Source organism: Weissella ceti, assembly GCF_018394055.1.
Lineage (GTDB): Bacteria > Bacillota > Bacilli > Lactobacillales > Lactobacillaceae > Weissella > Weissella ceti.
Window position 1 is genome coordinate 1199759 of the sequence record NZ_CP074441.1, and the last position, 19803, is coordinate 1219561.

A 19803-nucleotide genomic window follows, 5' to 3' on the forward strand; every position below is an offset into this window, starting at 1 on the left:
TTATCCTTTAAACATTAGCCAAGCTAATGTAACTGAAATAAATCCTAGCAGTGCTGCAATAACACTTCCTAGCAACAAGAACGCATTATTGATATCAGCTTGTTCTTCCGCTGAATTGGTCATTGCTGCATCGTTAGATTGCGCCGCATCAATTAATTGTTCCATTGTGTTCTTGGCTGGTTCTTTGGTGTCTGATGCCTTAGCTACATCTGTTGAATCCATATCGTCATCAAGGTTAGCATCCACCTTAGTTGTAGGAACAAAATGCATTGGCAAAACAGTATCCGTTTGGTTTGTCGTTGTTGCATTATTCAATGGCTTCACTACCTCGATTGGTGTCGTTGCATCGGCTGATTCAACAGTATTCTTGTTCACTCGTAATTCACGTGACTTAGTTACACCCTTATTATTCGTGTGTACTTGTCCATCTTGTGTTGGTACTTGCGGAGCAACTTCTTCATGTACTGCATCTTCTGTTTTAGGTGTTCCCTTAAAGCCAGCAATTAGGCGTAATGAGAATGGTTGTGATTCCTTAATAACGCCCGGTACATCAACGTCCACGTGTCCAACAATTGTCGTTGTCAAAACTGACTTTGGCAAAGTTACTGTGAAACTGTTACCAGAACGGACGGCCTTTTGACCGCCAATCATCAAACGCGTAATCATATTCGCCGCTGCTTCATTGTTGGCGAAAATAGTGATTGTCGCTTGGTTCCCCTTAATTTCAACATGCGCTGCGTTTAGCATGTATTGCGCCATCACTGAAGTTTGATCCGTACCTAACTTCAAGAACTTCGCTACATAATTGTGGTATTTATTTGGTGTCACGTTGTTTTTGTTTGGTGTGCCAGACTTATCTTCTGAATCAGACTTATTCGGCTTAGTCTTATCCGGTTGCTTGTCTTGTTCTGATTCTTTTTCAGGTTTGTTCTTTTGCTCATCAACTTGTTTATCAGCATCGTCATGTTCAACTGGCTTATCAGGTACAATACCCTTTTGAACCGTACGTCCATCTAAGCGAAGCGTGAACGGTTGTTCTTCCTTAAATTGTCCAAGGCCTGGGATAAATGTTGAGACACTTACAAAACCGTCCAATGTAATCGTTACATCGTTTTGTAGCTTCTTAGTTCCCAAATCGAAATAGAACTTAGTTCCTTCGCGCTTTACGTAGCTTTTTCCATTCAACATCAAGTTTTGAATCATCGCTGCTGCTTTATCATTATTAGCACTGACCACCAAATATTGATGTCCATTTTGATAGTACATTTGTGCACTCTTCAGCATGTATTGTGCCATCACGGAAGCATCAGACGTTCCTAGCTTCAAGTAATGTGCTTTATAAGTTACAAGATCTTGTTCCTTAGATGGTTTTGTATCTTGCTGTGGTTCTTTATCTTTATTCACATCTTGTGGCTTCTCAGGAACATTCGGTGTTTCTGGTGTTTCTGGTGTTTCTGGTGTTTGCTTTTCTGGCTCTTGCTTTTCTGGCTCGGTACTTTCAGTGTTTTTATTCTTATCAGGTACACTATCTTTTTGAACCGTACGTCCATCTAAGCGAAGTGTGAATGGTTGTTCTTCCTTAAATTGTCCAAGGCCTGGGATAAACGTTGAGACACTTACAAACCCGTTTAATGTAATCGTTACATCGTTTTGTAGCTTCTTAGTTCCCAAATCGAAATAGAACTTAGTTCCTTCGCGCTTTACGTAGCCTTTTCCATTCAACATCAAGTTTTGAATCATCGCTCCTGCTTTATCATCATTTGCACTGATTAATACGTATTGATGTCCATTTTGATAGTACATTTGTGCGCTCTGCAACATATATTGCGCCATTACAGATGTATCATTTGTCCCTAACTTTAAGTAATGAGCCTTATACGTCACAACATCTTGTTCCTTAGATGGATTAACATCGTTATGTGATTCTGTATCCTTATTCACATCTTGTGGCTTATCAGGAACATTCGGTGTTTCTGGTGTTTGCTTTTCTGGTGTTTGCTTTTCTGGTTCTTGCTTTTCTGGTTCTTGCTTTTCTGGTGTCTTATTCTCTTGAACAGTACGTTCATCTAACTGTAACGTAAATGGTTGTTCTTCTTTGAATTGACCAAGACCAGGAATATACGCTGAGACACTTACAAATCCGTTCAATGTAATCGTTACATCGTTTTGTAACTTCTTAGTTCCCAAATCAAAATAGAACTTAGTACTTTCACGCTTCACGTATGATTTTTCATTCATCAACATGTTTTGAATCATCGCTGCGGCTTTGTCATCATTTGCACTAATGACTAAGTATTGATGTCCATTTTGATAGTACATTTGTGCGCTCTTCAACATATATTGCGCCATTACAGATGTATCATTTGTCCCCACCTTTAAATAATGGGCCTTATATGTCACAACATCTTGTTCTTTAGATGGTGTGACATCATTGTTAGATTCTGTGTCCTTATTCACATCCTCTGGCTTATCTTCAGTCTCAGGCTTAGTAGCTTCTTCATCCGGATTAGGCTTCACTTCAGGTTCTGCAGGTTGTTCTGCATCCTTGTCGGCATCATTTGTTAACCCATAAAGCTTGAAGAAAACATCATAATGATGATCATAATTCAGCACTTCAGGATTAATCTTAACGTGCATATTTTCCTTAAATGGCGTGCCATTAAGAGCATCCTCAGTTAACGCAAAGCGATATTCAAGTACGTATGTTTCTCCAACTAACTTGGTTGAAACCTTAGTTCCGTGCAAGAAAGTGATACTATCTGCACCATAAGTCTTTGGAACAATGACTTTAATCAACAATGTCTTTTGTCCGTCAGCCTGGGTTTCTACCACTGCATTCGTTTGAATAAAGTTACTTGCAACTGACGTTAGGTTGCTGCCATCACCCTTTAAGACAGAAATCTTAACGGCTTGATTTTCGTCAGTCTTGTCTGCACCCTTTAGTTGAACAGGTTGCGTCAATGTCCCAGTAAATTTAATCGCCTTATCTTCCGCATCGGTCTCCCAAGACATGTAAACTTCATTATCTTTATTCACATCAATATCAGTTAGTAACAGTCCCTCATCGTTCACTGTTAGTTGACCATCAGATTGTAGTTTTATTGGTAATACATTTGCGTTACGAGACTTCACTAATACCGGAATTAATCCTGATGCCTTCTTATCATTAATCATCGCTACCGGCAGCGTTACTGCTTGGAACTTCGCATTTACACGTGTGATTTTAGTCAAATCTTTCAACGCGCTCAAATCGTAAATATGATTACGCATCATGTTGATTGTTTCCAATCCACTTAATTCTTTCAAGACAGAAATATCAGATACGTTATTATTTGAAAAACCAAGATACTTTAGATTTTTTAATTCAGCCAACGGCGTCAAAGATGACACATTATCTTTGCTAAAATCTAAATCACTTAATTTCGTTAGCTTACTTAAGCTGCTTAAATCTGAAATTTGATCATTAAAGTCAATTGCCAAAATTTCTAAGTCCTTCATACCTGCGAAGATTGACATTTCATTATTTGATAATCCCATTTGTGAGAAATTAGCTTTTTTCAATTTCGTCAAACTCTTCAAGGAACTCACATCGGCAGAACGATTATTTCCAAGCGCAATACGCTCTAGATTGGTTAGATGTGACACAGGCTCAAAATTAGTAATTTGATTTGAATTAATTTCTAATTCTGTCAATTCCGTCATACTTGCCAATGCACTCACATCAGTTAATTGATTACCACCCATCCCCAATGAACGTAATTTTGTTAACTTACTTAGATCAGGTACGACACTCAATTTAGTATTTTGCATTTCTAGTGTTACCAAATTGGTTAAATCACTAACCGCTGATAACTTGTCCGGTTCTAGCCCATAGGCATTAGCCACTAAATTCAATTGTGCAACAGATGTAGTCTTTAACGGCGCCAAGTCAGGTAGGACTTTAGATTTATTGAAGCGTAGGCTCACAGATTCTAAATGATGTAACTGTCCTAAAGGTTCAATACTAGCAATGGCATTCCCAGACAAATCAATTAATTTTAGATTTTTGGCATATTCTAAACCAGTTAAATCAGTGATATCAGAATACGTTAGATTTAGACTTGTGACTTTCAACAAGTTTTCCTTCGTTAATGGAACGCCCGTCCCCAAAGCACGTTGTAATTCCTTTTGTAAATTCTCATCTGGAATCACGACAACGTTATCTTCTGTTAAATTAGTTTCATCCGCATGAATAATGTTCACATCCATGAACTCACCCGCGCTCAAACCGATCAGTAATGTACTCATCAGTGTCATGACAATATGCTTTTTCATCTTCTATTCCTTTGTTTGTACAAAATTCAATATGTTTATATATTTAAGATTTGTGTACAGATAACATAATAACTGTTTTTAAACAGCCCTATCTCAATAAACATTACACTTATTAACCAAATCAATTGAACCGTTATAATATTCACAAATCGCTTTAACTTTATTTCAAAAACAACCTACAATCACGATATATATATATTAAAAAAATCGTTTAAATCGCATAAAATTCACACAAAAAATATAACGTTAATCATACACCTCCTGTTCACAATAGTTATTTCATTCACAATCAGTCTACTACAGAGTACACCCTAATTATTCAAATTAAAAGGTATTTAGTAAGTAAAAAACACCGCATCACATAAAGTGACACGGTGTCATGATTGTATATCAAATGTATTTAACTGTTCACGAACATACACATTGCTTTCTATCAACATATGTAAGCTAACATAAATGAAAACGCATTTTTATTTTAATTTTTTTAGTTTAAAAATTGAATTTATCTACTTTTTTCAAATAATCAATCTTTCACGAATCTTTTCTACACGTGCGCTAAATGAATACGGAAACGCTCCAGATTCTGATCATCAGTACGTACCCAACGGTCATCTGACACTTTCATCAGCTTTTGTTCTTCAACAAATGAGACGATTGGTTGCAGCCAATCTTGTTTTTCATGTTCATCTTCAACTGGCATCGCTTGAATTAATGTTTGGGTATATGGATGAAGCGGGTTATTGAAAATGTCGTTCGCATGCCCAACCTCCACTAATTCACCATGATACAAAACACCAATTCGATCTGAGATATGTTGTACCATAGGTAAATCATGCGCAATAAACAAGTAAGTCAATTTTAATGTTTCTTTCAGATCCTGCATTAGATTAATTACCTGAGCTTGAATTGACACATCTAACGCCGAGATTGGTTCGTCCGCAATCACAAACTTTGGATGCATGATTAGTGCCCGGGCGATTCCAATTCTTTGGCGTTGTCCACCAGAAAACTCATGGGGGTAACGATTACCATCGGTTTCTTTCAATCCCACTACCTTTAAAATCTCGGTGATTTTTTGTTGGCGTTCGTCTTTAGAAGCATATAGTTTATGTGCATCTAGCCCTTCCGCGATAATGTCTGAAACCTTCATTTGTCCATTTAACGATGCACTAGGATCTTGAAAAATCATTTGAATCGTTTGTTTAAACTGCTTCATCTCACGTTTATTCATTGCTTGAACATCTTGTCCATCAAAGCGAATATTGCCTGACTCTGGTTTAATGATACCTAATAATGCCCGACTTAAGGTCGTTTTCCCTGATCCAGATTCACCAACCAGACCAAATACTTCTCCTGGCATAATGTCGAAAGATACATCTTTTAATACTGTTTTTTGATGCTTCGTGTCTGCATCAAAAGTGACTGATACATTTGAAAAAGACACAATTGGTTTAACTGTCATGAGCAACGACCTCCTTTTTAGCTTTAAACGCCTGCCAACGATGGATAATTTCTGCCGGTGGCGTTATTTCAGGTGCTCTTTCATCAAGCAACCACGTGGCTGCTTGATGTGTATCTGATACCGTAAACATTGGCGGACGTGCCATCAAATCAACTTCCAATGCGAAGGGATTACGTGGTGCAAAGGCATCCCCAGTCGGCTCGTGTAACAAGTCCGGCGGCGTTCCCGGAATCGTGTGCAAACGTGTCATCTTAGATTGCACACTTGGCATTGAGGCCAGTAACCCCCATGTGTATGGGTGTTGGGGATTTAAGAACACTTCTTGCTTCGTCCCAACTTCGACAATTTCTCCAGCGTACATAACCGCAACACGATCAGCAATATTAGCAACCACGCCTAAATCATGTGTAATGAAAATAATTGCGGTACCTAATTGCTGCTGTAACTTATGCATCACGTCTAGAATTTGCGCCTGAATGGTTACATCCAAAGCCGTTGTGGGCTCGTCCGCAATCATAATCTGTGGTTGGGTAATTAACGCAATTGCAATCACAATACGTTGACGCATCCCTCCTGAAAATTGGTGTGGGTAGGCGTCTAAACTCTTTTGACTATCTGGAATACCAATTTCAGCTAACAATGCAGCTGCTTGTTGCCAAGCATCTTCTTTACTTACTCCACGGTGAAGCATCAATGGTTCCACCAATTGATTACCAATTGTCATCGTTGGATCTAACGCCGTCATAGGATCTTGAAAAATCATGGTGATATCTGAACCACGAATGCTTTCAAATTCCTTTTCGGTTGCGCCAACTAGTTGTTTCCCCGCGAAATCAATCTCTCCCGAATCAATATGCGCATTACCAGGTAATAGGCCCATAATCGCTTGGGTTGTTACTGACTTTCCTGATCCTGATTCACCAACAATGGCTAAAGTTTCACCGGCCTTAATATCAAAATTAACACCACGTAGCGCATGTACTTGACCACGTTTAGTATCGAAAGATACATGTAGATTTTTCACACTCAAGATTGTGTCTGTCATAGCTTTAACTCCTTTCGTTAATTATTAATTGTTAATGGTTTCTTTTGGATTTAAGGCATCTTGTAGGCCATCCCCTAAGGCGTTAAAACTCATCATCAATAGTGACAAGACAATCATTGGAATCACCAATTGGTATGGGTAGAATTGGAATGACTTTTGCCCTTCATTCAATAGTGTTCCCAAGGATGCTGTTGATAGACCCAAACCCATGAATGACAATAATGCTTCAAAGAAAATCGCACCCGGAATCGTAAACATCAGTTGGACAATAATCGTTGAACTCATATTTGGTAGTAAGTGTTTCCAAGCAATTTTCCAATCAGACGTTCCTAGTGTTTTCGCAGCAATCACGAATTCCGCTGACTTTAAATGTAGGACTTCTCCGCGGACTAGTCGTGCCATCGTTACCCATGATGTTAGTCCAATTCCCAAGGCGATTGTTAACATCCCCGGCTTCATCCACAGAATTAATAAAACGAAAATAACTAGACTCGGAATTGCTGCCAAAATCTCTAGAAAACGTTGCATGAATAAGTCCGTTTTTCCACCGCGCCAGCCAGCAATCATGCCGTATAAGACACCAATACTTAAATCAATCACCGTAGCGATTAATGCGACTAATAACGAAATACGTGTACCGTATAAAATACGCTTGAAAATATCGCGGCCAAATTCATCAGTCCCCATAATGTGGAATTCATTCGGTACACCTGCTTGTGCATACGCATCAATTGTTTTACCTCCCACTAAATGCTGGCTTCCATCAAAGCCCATAACCCCACCTGGTAACTTAGGTGGTAAATTCTGTTGTCGAATATTTTGCACCGACGTTGTTTCTTCTGTTGCGAATCCAACCGATGCCGTTACTGCAAAGAAAATAATCCCTAGAATTGCTAAAGCAATCATAGCTCCACGATGTCGTTTTAATCGGCCAAACGCGCCACGCCAAAATGACACAGCTGGTGTTGTATCTTCCTTGGTATCATGCTTAAAATCCGGTGATAGGAGTTTAAAATGTGCATCAGTTATTTGTTGTGTCTCAACCATACTTTTCTCCTATCTATCAAAACGAATACGTGGATCTAACCAACCGTAAATCAAATCTGTAATCAGTAACACAATCATCAATAAACTTGCGTAGACAATTGTGGTTCCCATAATCATTGGGTAGTCATTTGTTAAGATTGCTGATACGAATTGATTTCCAATTCCCGGAATCGCAAAGACTTGTTCAATAACAACTGAACCGGTCATCAAGCCAACCGCTAACGGTCCACAAATCGTAACCAACGGTAACAATGCGTTACGTAACATATGATTCTTAACAATTTGACGTGGTGTTAGTCCTTTTGCGCGGGCAAAAGCAACATAGTCTGTTTGCATGACATCAATCAACTTAGCGCGCATAAAGCGTGTTGATAACGCAAAAGGTGCAATCGTCAATGCCAAGGTTGGTAAGATGGTAAATTTAAATCCTTCCCACCCAGCGATTGGCAACCAACCTAGCTTTAAACCAACAAAATATTGCAGTAAGGCCGCCACCACAAATGATGGCACAGACATACCAACCATACTCATGAATGAGACTACCTTATCGCCACGGCGATGATGATGCATCATGGCAAAGATTCCCATCAAGATACCTAATGTGACCCCAAAAACTAAAGCTTGTAGGCCAATTTGAACTGATGGTCCTAGACGCATACTGATTAGTTGCGATACTGTTTGACCAGGAAATTGGAATGATTCACCAAAATCAAAGTGCAACGCACGCCATACGTAATTACCGTATTGCATCCACAACGGATCATTTAGGCCGTATTGCGCAGCTAAGGCTGCTTGTTGATCTGGTGTTAATTTATCTGCATTCGCAAAAGGCGAACCAGGCATTAATTTCATCAAGAAGAAGGTTGCTGAGATGACTAGAAACAACGTCACCAGCAGCATGCTTAATCTTTTCATTACGTATTTAAACATCTACTCTCTCCTCTTTATTGCTCACGATGTGCCCATTTCCAATCAACTGCGGCACCAGATGGATGAAAGACAACGTCTTTAACTTCTGGGTTCTGCAGCGCTGCCTGTGAGCCGTAGTATAGCGGTATCGTTGCTAATTCATCTGTTAGTAATTCTTCCGCTTCCTTCAACTGCTTAAAGCGGGCTTCTGGCGCGGTTGCGTTTACTGTACTGGCTTCTTTCAGTAACTGATCAAACTTTGGATTGCCCCAACCGCTATTATTCATCTCACTATCACTTTTGAAACTATCTAAGAATGCGGTTGGGTCTGCGACATCCGCCCCCATTTTAGTGACGGTCATTTCAAAGTCACCTGCTTGTGACATCATGATACGTGAACGTGGTGGCACTGTCTTAATACTGATTTCAATCCCATCTAACGCTTCTAATTGCGCCTTGATGAATTGAGCAGTTCGACTTCCACCATCTGAATCATCTGCTAACAAAGTAATCTTCAAGTTTTTTTGATTCAGGTCTTTCAGACCTTGCGTCAACTTTTCTTGCGCTTTTTCAGGGTTGAAACGTAAGACGTCGTTAGTTGGAATATCTTGGGTAAAGTCTTTATGCGTATTTGGATCTTCAACTAAGTTTTCTGCGACGAAGGTACGTGCTGGTTTCGCACTTCCAGTTAGAATCTTGTCGGTCAATAATTCCCGATCCAAACTCATCGAAAGTGCTTCGCGAATGTGCTTGTTTTTAAATGCGGGAACTTTGTTTTGGTTCAGCGCAACTGATGCTGCCATCGCATTTGATTGGACTTTGAAATCAGGACTGAATTTAGAAGCACTCACTTGTTGTGCCGTTAACGGTGTGAAATCAATTACACCGGATTGGTACAAGTTGTAGCCGGTATTACGATTACTAATGACTGACACTTTCACCTTAGGCACCTTCACATGTGCTGCATCAAAGTATTGATCATTCTTTTCAAATGCGTATTTATCTGATGAACCATCCCATTCGGTCATTTTAAATGGTCCAGAAGAAATCGTGTTTTTCGCTGTTGTGCCAAACTTATTGCCTTGTGCTTTAACGAATTTTTCGTTTTGTGGCAAAAATGGCGATAACGTTAAGAGACTTTTTAATTGCGGTAATGGGCGCTCTAACTTTACAACCAAGGTGTGATCATCTAATGCTTCAATTCCTAATTTTTCGACATTCTTTTCTTTGCCTAAGACAATATCATCCGCAAAAGCAATCCCCGAAAATGAACTGCCACTTGTTGATTGACTAGTCGGATCAACCGCTCGACGCCAACCAAACACAAAATCGTGTGCTGTTAGTGCGTCACCATTTGACCACTTCAAATTAGGCTTTAGCTTGAAGTGTACCGTTAGCCCATCACTACTCATCGTCATCTTGTCTGCCAATGCTAGTTGTGGTTTATTTTGTTGATCACTTCGTACTAGCCCTTCCCCAATTGCCACCTGGGCATTGGAATCAACGTTTACCGCTCCTTTCACAGGATCCATCGTTGTTAGTGGTCCTGCTTCAGTCCAGTGAATCGTTCCGACAGGATCAACCGTACTTCCTGTCTTGGCATGTAACTGACTAGCTGCAAGTCCCGTAATCGCAACTGCACTTACTGACACCAGCATCAAGCCTGATAGACTTTTTGTTATTTTCATCTTATCTCTCCTTATGTATTTGCTTTAGTGTCAATGTTTCCTTATCCGTCATCTAACCGGTTTAACTGTTTATACTTACGCCATAACCCATTGTTCATTCTCCTTTTGTAAACAAAAAAGCCCCAGCTATGTCAAAGACATAACTGGGACGAATTTAATATCCGCGGTACCACCCACACTGTAACTACCGAAATAGTTACCACTCAAAGTTGATTTAATTGTTCAATCGCCACCTAAAAAAGCATTTTGAGTAGCACTAAACAAGATAATCGTCTGCCTAAAAAGCCTACAATTATCTTTGATAAATACCTCAAGATATAAAAAAAGTCCCAGTTACGTCAAAAGACATAACTGGGACGAATTAGATATCCGCGGTACCACCCAAAAACTTGCACTCATCCTCTGATGAGCACCTCTTTAATCTGATTTAATTGTTAATAGTTCAATTTCCGGACCTGCGCTGTTCACAGCAACCACAGCTTCTCTTACATACAATCCGAAATTCTACTGAAACCGTTTATCAACGGCTTATCGATAGACATAACATTACCAGAACTATTTCAGTTGTCAACAAGCTTTGTTTAAGTAAGCTGTCGAACCGTGAGTTTTAACACTTAAATCCAAAACTCGTATAGAGGACTCAAACCACTGCTACATAGCCTTTTAATTAGTAAGTAAAACGCCGACATCGACTTACAAAAAATTATTTAAAAAACTTTTCAAATAACCCTTTTCAACCGACATTTTCTGAGAATCACGCTCAATTATCGATGCGCCATTTCTTATATTATGCACAGTATCTGTGATTAAATTTAAAATTCTGAATCATCCAAGTTGCGTTCAATTTCGTTTTGGCGCCAATTATTTAGTAACAGAATTGGTACAATAATCATCATTGTGATCACCATAGCAGATAGCGCAGAAATAATAAAAATCGGAATTAACATAAACACTTGTTCATTTTTATAATGTGACGCATAATTTGCAAGATTATTAATTGTTACAATTATCCCCACAATCAATCCACAAATTGAACTACTTAACAAACCTGTTTTAATTGACATAGTTTCTTTTTCAATGATGCCAACTAAGATTGGTGCCACAGCTATGTATAGTATGATGCCCGCTAATAGGTAAATTGCGAATGCATACTCATGATACGGAGCTTTTAACATTGCGCTCATTAATACTACATAAATAACCGTAACAGTCAGTATAAGCCAAAATCCTGCCGTATATAGCCGTTGTAGCGTTGCCGTTACCCGTTCATCCTTATTCGTAAACATCATTATTCCTCACAAAACAAATCATTCAAAGTGACATTAAGCACCTTACAAATATCAATACATAATTTGATAGACGGATTATATTTCCCTAACTCAATCAACCCAATTGTTTGTCGGGTAACTCCTACTTTTTCCGCCAAACTCGCTTGACTCAGATCAGCTTCTATACGCGCCAATTTCATTTTAGTATTCTTCATAAGCACCCCTTTCAAAATCAATTATACAATATACATGTCTTTTAGCAATATATATATGTCACATTAAATGAATCGATTTCGGTAATTATTGAATTTCTGCACAAAAAAAGCCCTTACCACGTAAATGGTAAAGGCTTTTTAAATCAAGTAGAAATTACTTTCCGATGATTTCGTTGTACTCTTCACGAGAGATAACAGATACTTGGCGCTTGTCACGGCCCATACGACCGAACTTAACCACACCATCTGTCAAAGCGAACAATGTGTCGTCGCTTCCACGTCCAACGTTTACACCTGGGTAGATGTGAGTTCCACGTTGACGGTAGATAATTGATCCAGCGTTGATGCTTTGTCCATCAGCGCGCTTAGTTCCTAGACGACGTCCAGCAGAGTCACGACCGTTGGCAGATGATCCACCACCCTTGTGCTTTGAGTGCATCGTCAAGTTGTTCAAATTCAATTGCATTTGCATGATTTAAATCCTCCTTAGATGCCTAGGCGATAGTGTCAATGACAACCTTAGTGTAAGGTTGACGGTGACCTTGCTTAGAATGTGAGTGCTTCTTTGGCTTGTACTTGAAAGTGATAACCTTCTTTTCCTTACCTTGCTTCTCAACAGTTCCTGAAACTGAAACGCCTTCAACGTAAGGTGCTCCGAATTGACCGTCAATGAAAACGACCTTATCAAAAGTAACCTTTTCGCCTGCTTCAGCGTCCAACTTTTCGATGTAAATTACATCACCAGCGGCAACCTTGTATTGCTTACCACCAGTCTCAATGATTGCATATTCTGCCATAAGTCTGTAGACCTCCATTTTTATTTATGTCATTTCTGACTAACTTAGACTCACCGTGCCCGCGGGATAAACCTCTTAATACAGACGACGAATGGTTGAAATTTGTGAGTTCCACAAACACAACGTTGTTTATTATAAACCACTTTTCCGATTTATGCAATGTTTCTCATATATAGGAAAAGATTAATTAAAGCAGAAAAGCCACTTCAAGAGAAATGGCTTTTATCGAGCTTAATGCAAGTCTGCTTCTTCGCGTGCAATCACCTTTCGTTCGTTGACTGACAAGTATGTCAACAACAATACGGCAGCCGTTGCGGCAGCGAACAAGACGTAATTTGATGCTTGCCAACCGTAGATTGATACCAAGATACCAATCAAGGCTGTGGCTAGTGTTTCACCTACCATGTATTGGAAGAATCCCATGAATCCAGTTGATGACCCAACCGCAAACTTTGGCACTGCTTCGTTAACCATCAATCCAACAAGGGTCAATGGTGCGTAGATTAGTGTTCCCATGATAAACAATGTAATGATGATGTATGTGTGGTTCATTGTTGTGAAGTACACGAACAAACATCCAGCAAGACCAATCACACTAATTAAACTAACTAAGGCACGACGTCCTTTCAAGAAATCAGAAACCATCCCCAACAAGATAACCCCTGGTACGGCAGCTAATTCAAACATTCCAATCAGCCACTTCGCTTGGTTCGGATCAAAGCCCTTTTCATCACGTAGGTAAGTTGGAATCCATGACATAATTCCGAAACGAATCAAATACATAGACATTGAAGTTAACGTAATTGCCCAAACAATCTTGTTTGTCAAAATGTACTTCTTAAAAATTTGAACGATGCTCAAATCTGTTGTTTCAGCTTCAACAACCTGACCATCAGCAATCACTTCATCACCAGTGTATTCAGTAATACTTGGCAACCCAACTGATGTTGGACGATCTGAACCAACAATCAAGATAAAGGCCGCAATTAGCAATGATACGAATGAGGCTGTGTAGAAGATGGCTGGCAATGAACCGGCAAACAAGAATGTTGCCAATTGCACAATGGCCACACAGACAAAGGCTCCAGCATTGTGGGCTGAAGACCAGATTGAGTAGACAGTTCCACGGTTCTTACGTCCCCACCAAAGTTGTACTAACTTTTGACAGGCCGCAGCTCCCATTCCTTGGGTGACTGAAATCATAAGCATCAAAATCAAAATGACACTAAAGTTTCCTGTTGATCCTAGGAAGATGTTCAAGATTGATGACAAAATCAACCCCGTGGCCAAGTAACGATTTGGATTACTCTTATCACTCAAAGCTCCCATGAATAGCTTTGAGAATCCATATCCTACACCAAAGGTTGATAGAATCAACCCCATTTGTGCCAACGAAAGGTTATACGTCTCCATGATGGCCGTTTGTTCTGTTGTAAAGATCAAACGAATCACGTAATACCCTATGTACCCAATACACGCTGCCAACAACACCCCTAATTGATGTTTGCGGTATGAACCTGCAATTTTATCAGGCGCAACCTTTACCGTTGCATCTGGTGCCGGCTTCAAAAAATTAAACATATACTCGTAGTCCTCCGATTTGACTGAGAAGTTTTGTAAACGTTTACAATATTACACCCAAATTGGTATACGTCAACTCAATTTTATGAAATTTTGTATGCGCTTTCTTGGAAATCACGACTGTACGGGTTTTCATGTGCTTAATCAATTGGCCACAAACGCCCATTGTCATGCCATTGGCCAATTATTTTTCCTTCGCGTAACGACTCTAAAAATTTGTTCAATCTTTTTTCATAAGTTTCACGATCATCACGAACACTTTGGATTGTATCGATACAGATACGTGTGTATAGTTCCGGTAATTCAGTAAATTTTTCAACCAAAACTGGTTCGTTTTCAATACGATCTTTAATTTCAGAATCAATCAAAAATGATGAAATATCCATATTTGGTAAGACCGCACGTCCAGCATCCGTCATTAGATTTAATCGTTCCAAACGCCGTACACGTTCCTTATTTAACTCTGTCCAGTTACTCTTTTTACTGCGAGGTGATAAACGTTGTACTGTTTGTGTATCAGACAATTTCTTCTTCGTACTATCAACCCAGCCGAAACATAAAGCTGCTTCAACAGCATCTAAATACTGTAATTTATTTGGTTCTGGCTTAATACTAACCGTTACCCAACAGACCTTTTCAGTTTTATAATTCTGGGCTAGCCACGTCAGTAGTTCGGCTTGCGTTGTGACCTCAAGTAAGTCTTCAATCTCCATCATAATCTCCCAAATATGCTTTCCTGCATAAAATCTTGTGTAATAAAAAGACCCCTATCACCTATTCATGGGATAGAGGTCTTCTTAGTCGTTATTTCTTGCCTGATATGTACCTGGTGGGGTTCGAACCCACAATCGCTCGGGTAGAAACCGAGTGCATTATCCAGTTATGCTACAGGTACGCCGTAAAAGGCAATGTAAACACTGCCTTATTATTGTAGCTTGATTTTATATGCGATACAAGCTAATCATTAGCCATTTGTAACGTTTTCTGCACTTGTTCATCCAACGCTTCAGGCGACAATTGTAATTCAACTAAGCCCAACTTTAAAAATGAACGCCATGCATGTGAAAAGTCACTCTGACGCTTTTGATGGTAACTGTTTAGCAACATCGTTTTAATACCCATAAATTGGTGCGCTAATTGACGTTGCGGGAAACGTGAAAATTTTGCCAAGTCTTCATCTTCCATGACCATTAAATGCGTCCACTGCATTAAGTTTGATGCTTGTAGGAATAATACAAAGGCATGGGCATAGGCCGCCAAAACCGCCGCTTCATCCTGTTCTTCGTGCATTTCCATCGGCACAGTTGGTTGTGTGACATGAGCTACCTGCATCAATTCACTTAGCGCAATATCTAGGTTTAGATAGACATTCAATGGTACATCGTCACGCTTAACCGGTGTTGCCCATTCATAGCTCATATCAGCATGCACCGCACGGGCAGTACGTAAATATCCAGCAAAATCTAACATGTCATTAACCCTTCTTAGGTTCAAGCACTTCAACTTGAACAGTCGGTGCAACAGCTGATGTTTCAGTTACGACACTTGGATTTTGCTTAGCTAGGAACAATGCATTGATATCATGACCCAAGCCAGTTTGGTTTTCAAACAAATTAACATCGTATGCTAGCTCAAAGTCAGCACGTTGTCCCATGTACCAGTTAGCCAAAAAGTCATGTGCTAACAATAGGTCCATGATTGAAACTTGGCTTTGCTTATCCAATACTTGGACAGCCCACAAATGATCATCATTTGGTTGGAATAGTCGTAGTTCAACATCATTTTCCAAAACCATTACCGCTTCATCACCAACACGTTGTAGGATGTATGGTGTTTGTGCTGATTGCACAAACAAGTTATCCAACACAGCAGCTGTATTTTCAGTTTGCATGATACCGTAAACGTATTCGTTAGCTGTTTCTAAGACGTTATAGTCGACTACATATCCCAAGACTTCTTCCATGTAACGTGCCCAGTCTAAGAACATCTTCGTAAAGACCGCACGATTTTTACTATCGGCTAACTTACCAATTAATAAGTCTGCCAATGTGTGCGCATTAAACTTAATTTCACGACGTTCTAGTGACCAGTAGAATAGACGCAGACCTGTCGCGACTTCAACAAACGCGGCACCCCCTTCAGTCCCCTTGTTAGGCACAAAGGCGAATGCAGCGGTTGAACCAAAGCCAGTAAATGACATATGCATTTCTTCATGTGCTTCTGGCAAAATCATGTCGTAGGCATCGATACCAGTCAATGACATAAAGCGGCTCAATGCCACTAGATACCAATCTGCAAATGAGTATTGGCGTGGTACTGTAACCCACACAGTTTCCAAAGAAGTTTGGGTTAAGAACTCTGCCAATGTCTGTAGTTCTTCAGGTTGATGCTTTACCGTCAAATCACGCGCAGCAGTATTGTAGTGATTGATCAACGCCAAGTCTGCATCAATGTGATTTTCGTATTGCATTAAACGTTCTTGTAGACGATCACTCATGATTACTTACCTCCTTCTACACGCAAAGCGTTTAGATAGTCCGCATACAAAGTACTTACAGCGGTTTCGAAGTCCGTAAATGAGCCAAATGTTTCGTTAATAGCGCGTTGTTCATACAACAGGATTGTATCTTCCTTTGAGTATTCCAAAATCTTGGCATTGTTTTCAGCAATGACGGCTGGTACTTCATCAGCCTTAGCATCCAATGCATCCAACTTAGCTAATTCTTCTTGTACTTCTTCACGTTCTTCTGAATTTCCACGACCTAAGAAGAAGCCATTCTTATCACCCAATTCCGCAAGCTTATTTTCTAACTCACGACGTTGTGCATTGCGTTCTTCTTGACCATCCAACAATTGTTGGTGAATTTCATTCGTCTTAGTTGTTTCTTCAATCGCAGCGGCGTGGTAACGTTCATCGTTCTTAGCCATTTCTACGGCACGACTTAGCATGCTGTAGGCTTGATCGTCAAAAATAAATGACACAGATAGCGGATCTAGAATTCCAAAGCGGCGACGTCCCCACCAATTACCAAAGTACAATTCAAACACACCTAGATGCGTTTCTTCGTAGTAAAAGAATGGGAACTTTTCTGACAAGTACGCAATTAACTTAGTTGCCAAGTAGTGTCCCATATCGTGGTGCATGTTGTTAACTAGCAAAGGCAAGTCAGTATCTGTTTCTTCAAGTTCAACACCGTTTAGTTCTAATTGGAAACGACGTTGGTCTAGCAGTTCATAGACATTCAAGTCTTGTTCTGCGTTAATCGCTGCTTGTACAGCTTGAATATAATTAATTTTTGTATCAAACTTTTCGTTGATGATAGCGTCGTTGTTAGCTACCTCAGACGTTAGGTATGGGATCTTTTCCATGTTCATTCCCTCCTTCACAAGGGGTGTATTATATTTGTAATATACTCCTTCTATCATAGCAGAAAATTAAAAAACAGGCTTATATTTATAATTAATGGTTCCGCAATTTTTTAAAGCCGTTACACAAAACACTTGCACTAGTGCGAATAGTCTCTGCTTATTAGCTTTACATCGCATCCCACATTAACTTGGTATCTGTAATTTGTGTAAATGATGCCACCTTATCATCTGCATTAATTTCGTACAAATGGACAAATGGGGCGCTAAATGCCTTACCAGTTTGACGATTAATCCCTGAATACTCACCATAAACAAAAACAGTATTCCCATTCACAGCATATACATCATCTATCGCTTTAAAGTCGGCCCAATCTGCATTTAAACGGGCGTGCACATTTTCAACCACAGCATCTGGGCCAATAAATTCTCCGGCATATGGGGCACCAGTTGCTTCACGCCAAACAATATCGTTTGCCAAAGCTGCTTTAAACTCTGCAATCTTACCTTGTGCCATCAATTTATACGTATTTGCCACAATTTCTTGATAGTTATTCATGTCAGTTCCTCTTGATTTCTTGTTCATTAGTGCCGGCGTGCTCTACTTATTATTTATAAGTATAGACTAAAATTACCACATTACCACTTTGTAAATTTTATACATAAAGAAAAACAGCGCATTTGCTCTTATATCAAGCAATGCGCTGTTTATTTACTTTTTATAGTGATGCATGCACTAATTTTAGTATTGATCCAAGTACGTATCTAGTTCCCATTGTGATACGGCTTGACGGAATGCCTTGTATTCCAGACGCTTAGCATCTGCGAAAGTACGTGCCATGTAAGGTCCGATGGCATCTAGCATGATATCATCCCCTTCAAAGCTGTTTACGGCATCCAACAATGTGTCAGGCAGGTCAGTGATTCCAGCCTTACGACGTTCTGATTCATCCATTAGGTAGATGTTTTGATCAACTGAATCACGTGGTTCGATATCACGACGAACTCCATCCAATCCAGCACCCAATACTGCAGCAAAGGCCAAGTATGGGTTAGCCGTTGGGTCAACTGTACGTAATTCTAGACGTGTTGATTGTCCACGAGATGCTGGAACACGTACCATTGGTGAGCGGTTTGATCCAGACCAGGCAACGTAAACTGGCGCTTCAAATCCAGGTGTCAAACGCTTGTATGAGTTGACTGTTGGGTTTGTAATCGCTGTGTAGTTGGCCGCGTGTTCTAGCAAACCACCCAAGAATGAGTATGCTGTGTGTGATAGACGGTCTGCACCTGCCTCATCAAAGAAGACGTTCTTGCCATCCTTCAACAATGACATGTTAACGTGCATTCCGTTACCGTTAATACCCGCAACGGGCTTTGGCATGAATGTTGCGTACAAACCATGCTTACGCGCAATCGTCTTAACAATCAGCTTGAATGTTTGAATGTTGTCCGCTGCGTCTAAAGCGTCCGCATACTTGAAATCAACTTCGTGTTGTCCTGGCGCCACTTCGTGGTGCGCTGCTTCAACTTCAAAGCCCATCTTTTCCATTTCCAACACAATTTCACGACGTGTGTCTTCACCCATGTCCAATGGCGCAAGGTCAAAGTATCCACCCTTGTCGTTTAGTTGTGTTGTTGGATTTCCAAATTCATCTAACTTGAACAAGAAGAATTCTGGTTCTGTTCCCAAGTTAAAGTCATCAAAGCCAGCTTCATTCATTTCACGTAGGACACGCTTCAAGTTATTACGTGGATCTCCAGCAAATGGTTCACCGTCAACTGTGTAGATATCACAGATCAAACGTCCAACCTTACCACCACGGCTATCTGTTGCCCATGGGAAAATCAAAAATGTAGACAAATCAGGATATAGGTACATATCTGATTCTTCAATACGCACAAATCCGTCAATTGAAGAACCGTCAAACATCATCTTGTTATCTAGAACTTTTTCTAATTGCGAAACAGGTACTTCAACGTTCTTGATTGTTCCAAAAACGTCAGAAAATTGCAGACGTAGGAATTCTACATTTTCAGTTTTAATAATTTCGCGGATGTCATCTTTTGTGTAATTCTTACGTACCATTATTTCTCCCCTTTTTACTACA

At 39.9% G+C, this 19803-nt stretch carries 17 protein-coding genes and 1 tRNA gene; all 18 read right to left on the bottom strand.

The genetic code is table 11. The features are described from left to right. Positions 1–4314 carry a leucine-rich repeat domain-containing protein gene (locus KHQ31_RS06260; protein ID WP_213408741.1) on the bottom strand — a complete coding sequence of 1438 codons (4314 nt, stop codon included), beginning with the start codon at positions 4312–4314 and terminating at the stop codon, positions 1–3. 544 nt (positions 4315–4858) lie between these two features. Then, entirely contained in the window at positions 4859–5776 is a 918-nt protein-coding gene (locus KHQ31_RS06265) for an ATP-binding cassette domain-containing protein (RefSeq protein ID WP_213408742.1), read from the bottom strand. After that, on the bottom strand, positions 5766–6821 hold the full coding sequence (locus KHQ31_RS06270) for an ABC transporter ATP-binding protein (protein ID WP_213408743.1): 1056 nt from the start codon (positions 6819–6821) through the stop codon (positions 5766–5768). Before KHQ31_RS06270 ends, KHQ31_RS06265 begins: the two co-directional genes overlap by 11 nt. Before the next feature lie 24 nt (positions 6822–6845). Continuing rightward, on the bottom strand, positions 6846–7868 hold the full coding sequence (locus KHQ31_RS06275) for an ABC transporter permease (RefSeq protein ID WP_213408744.1): 1023 nt from the start codon (positions 7866–7868) through the stop codon (positions 6846–6848). Between the two features lie 9 nt (positions 7869–7877). Further along, positions 7878–8798, bottom strand: coding sequence for an ABC transporter permease (locus KHQ31_RS06280; protein WP_213408745.1), 921 nt, complete (start codon positions 8796–8798; stop codon positions 7878–7880). A gap of 14 nt (positions 8799–8812) precedes the next feature. Next, on the bottom strand, positions 8813–10465 hold the full coding sequence (locus KHQ31_RS06285; protein WP_213408746.1) for a peptide ABC transporter substrate-binding protein: 1653 nt from the start codon (positions 10463–10465) through the stop codon (positions 8813–8815). A gap of 812 nt (positions 10466–11277) precedes the next feature. Continuing rightward, positions 11278–11751, bottom strand: a complete 474-nt coding sequence (locus tag KHQ31_RS06290) for a DUF6773 family protein (protein ID WP_213408747.1) — start codon at positions 11749–11751, stop codon at positions 11278–11280. 2 nt (positions 11752–11753) lie between these two features. Beyond that, a complete protein-coding gene (locus KHQ31_RS06295; RefSeq protein ID WP_213408748.1) occupies positions 11754–11948 on the bottom strand; it encodes a helix-turn-helix transcriptional regulator in 195 nt (64 codons plus the stop codon). A 154-nt stretch (positions 11949–12102) separates the two neighbouring features. Further along, positions 12103–12414, bottom strand: a complete 312-nt coding sequence (rpmA, locus tag KHQ31_RS06300; RefSeq protein ID WP_009496164.1) for a 50S ribosomal protein L27 — start codon at positions 12412–12414, stop codon at positions 12103–12105. Positions 12415–12442: 28 nt separating this feature from the next. Continuing rightward, positions 12443–12745: a 50S ribosomal protein L21 gene (gene rplU / locus KHQ31_RS06305; protein WP_009496165.1), complete on the bottom strand. Its 303-nt coding sequence runs from the start codon at positions 12743–12745 to the stop codon at positions 12443–12445. 231 nt (positions 12746–12976) lie between these two features. Beyond that, positions 12977–14326, bottom strand: a complete 1350-nt coding sequence (locus KHQ31_RS06310; protein WP_213408749.1) for an MFS transporter — start codon at positions 14324–14326, stop codon at positions 12977–12979. 140 nt (positions 14327–14466) lie between these two features. Beyond that, a complete protein-coding gene (locus tag KHQ31_RS06315; protein WP_322743212.1) occupies positions 14467–15042 on the bottom strand; it encodes a YdeI/OmpD-associated family protein in 576 nt (191 codons plus the stop codon). 105 nt (positions 15043–15147) lie between these two features. After that, a tRNA-Arg gene (locus KHQ31_RS06320) sits at positions 15148–15221 on the bottom strand. Positions 15222–15283: 62 nt separating this feature from the next. Then, positions 15284–15796 (bottom strand): dUTPase, encoded by a 513-nt coding sequence (locus KHQ31_RS06325; RefSeq protein WP_213408750.1) that lies wholly within the window; start codon positions 15794–15796, stop codon positions 15284–15286. A 4-nt stretch (positions 15797–15800) separates the two neighbouring features. After that, a complete protein-coding gene (locus tag KHQ31_RS06330) occupies positions 15801–16823 on the bottom strand; it encodes a hypothetical protein (RefSeq protein WP_213408751.1) in 1023 nt (340 codons plus the stop codon). A gap of 2 nt (positions 16824–16825) precedes the next feature. Further along, positions 16826–17695 (bottom strand): hypothetical protein, encoded by an 870-nt coding sequence (locus KHQ31_RS06335; RefSeq protein WP_213408752.1) that lies wholly within the window; start codon positions 17693–17695, stop codon positions 16826–16828. Between the two features lie 166 nt (positions 17696–17861). Further along, complete coding sequence (locus KHQ31_RS06340; RefSeq protein ID WP_213408753.1) at positions 17862–18251, bottom strand: nuclear transport factor 2 family protein; 390 nt, start codon at positions 18249–18251, stop codon at positions 17862–17864. Positions 18252–18434: 183 nt separating this feature from the next. Next, positions 18435–19781 carry a type I glutamate--ammonia ligase gene (gene glnA, locus KHQ31_RS06345; RefSeq protein ID WP_213408754.1) on the bottom strand — a complete coding sequence of 449 codons (1347 nt, stop codon included), beginning with the start codon at positions 19779–19781 and terminating at the stop codon, positions 18435–18437. Positions 19782–19803 lie beyond the last annotated feature (22 nt).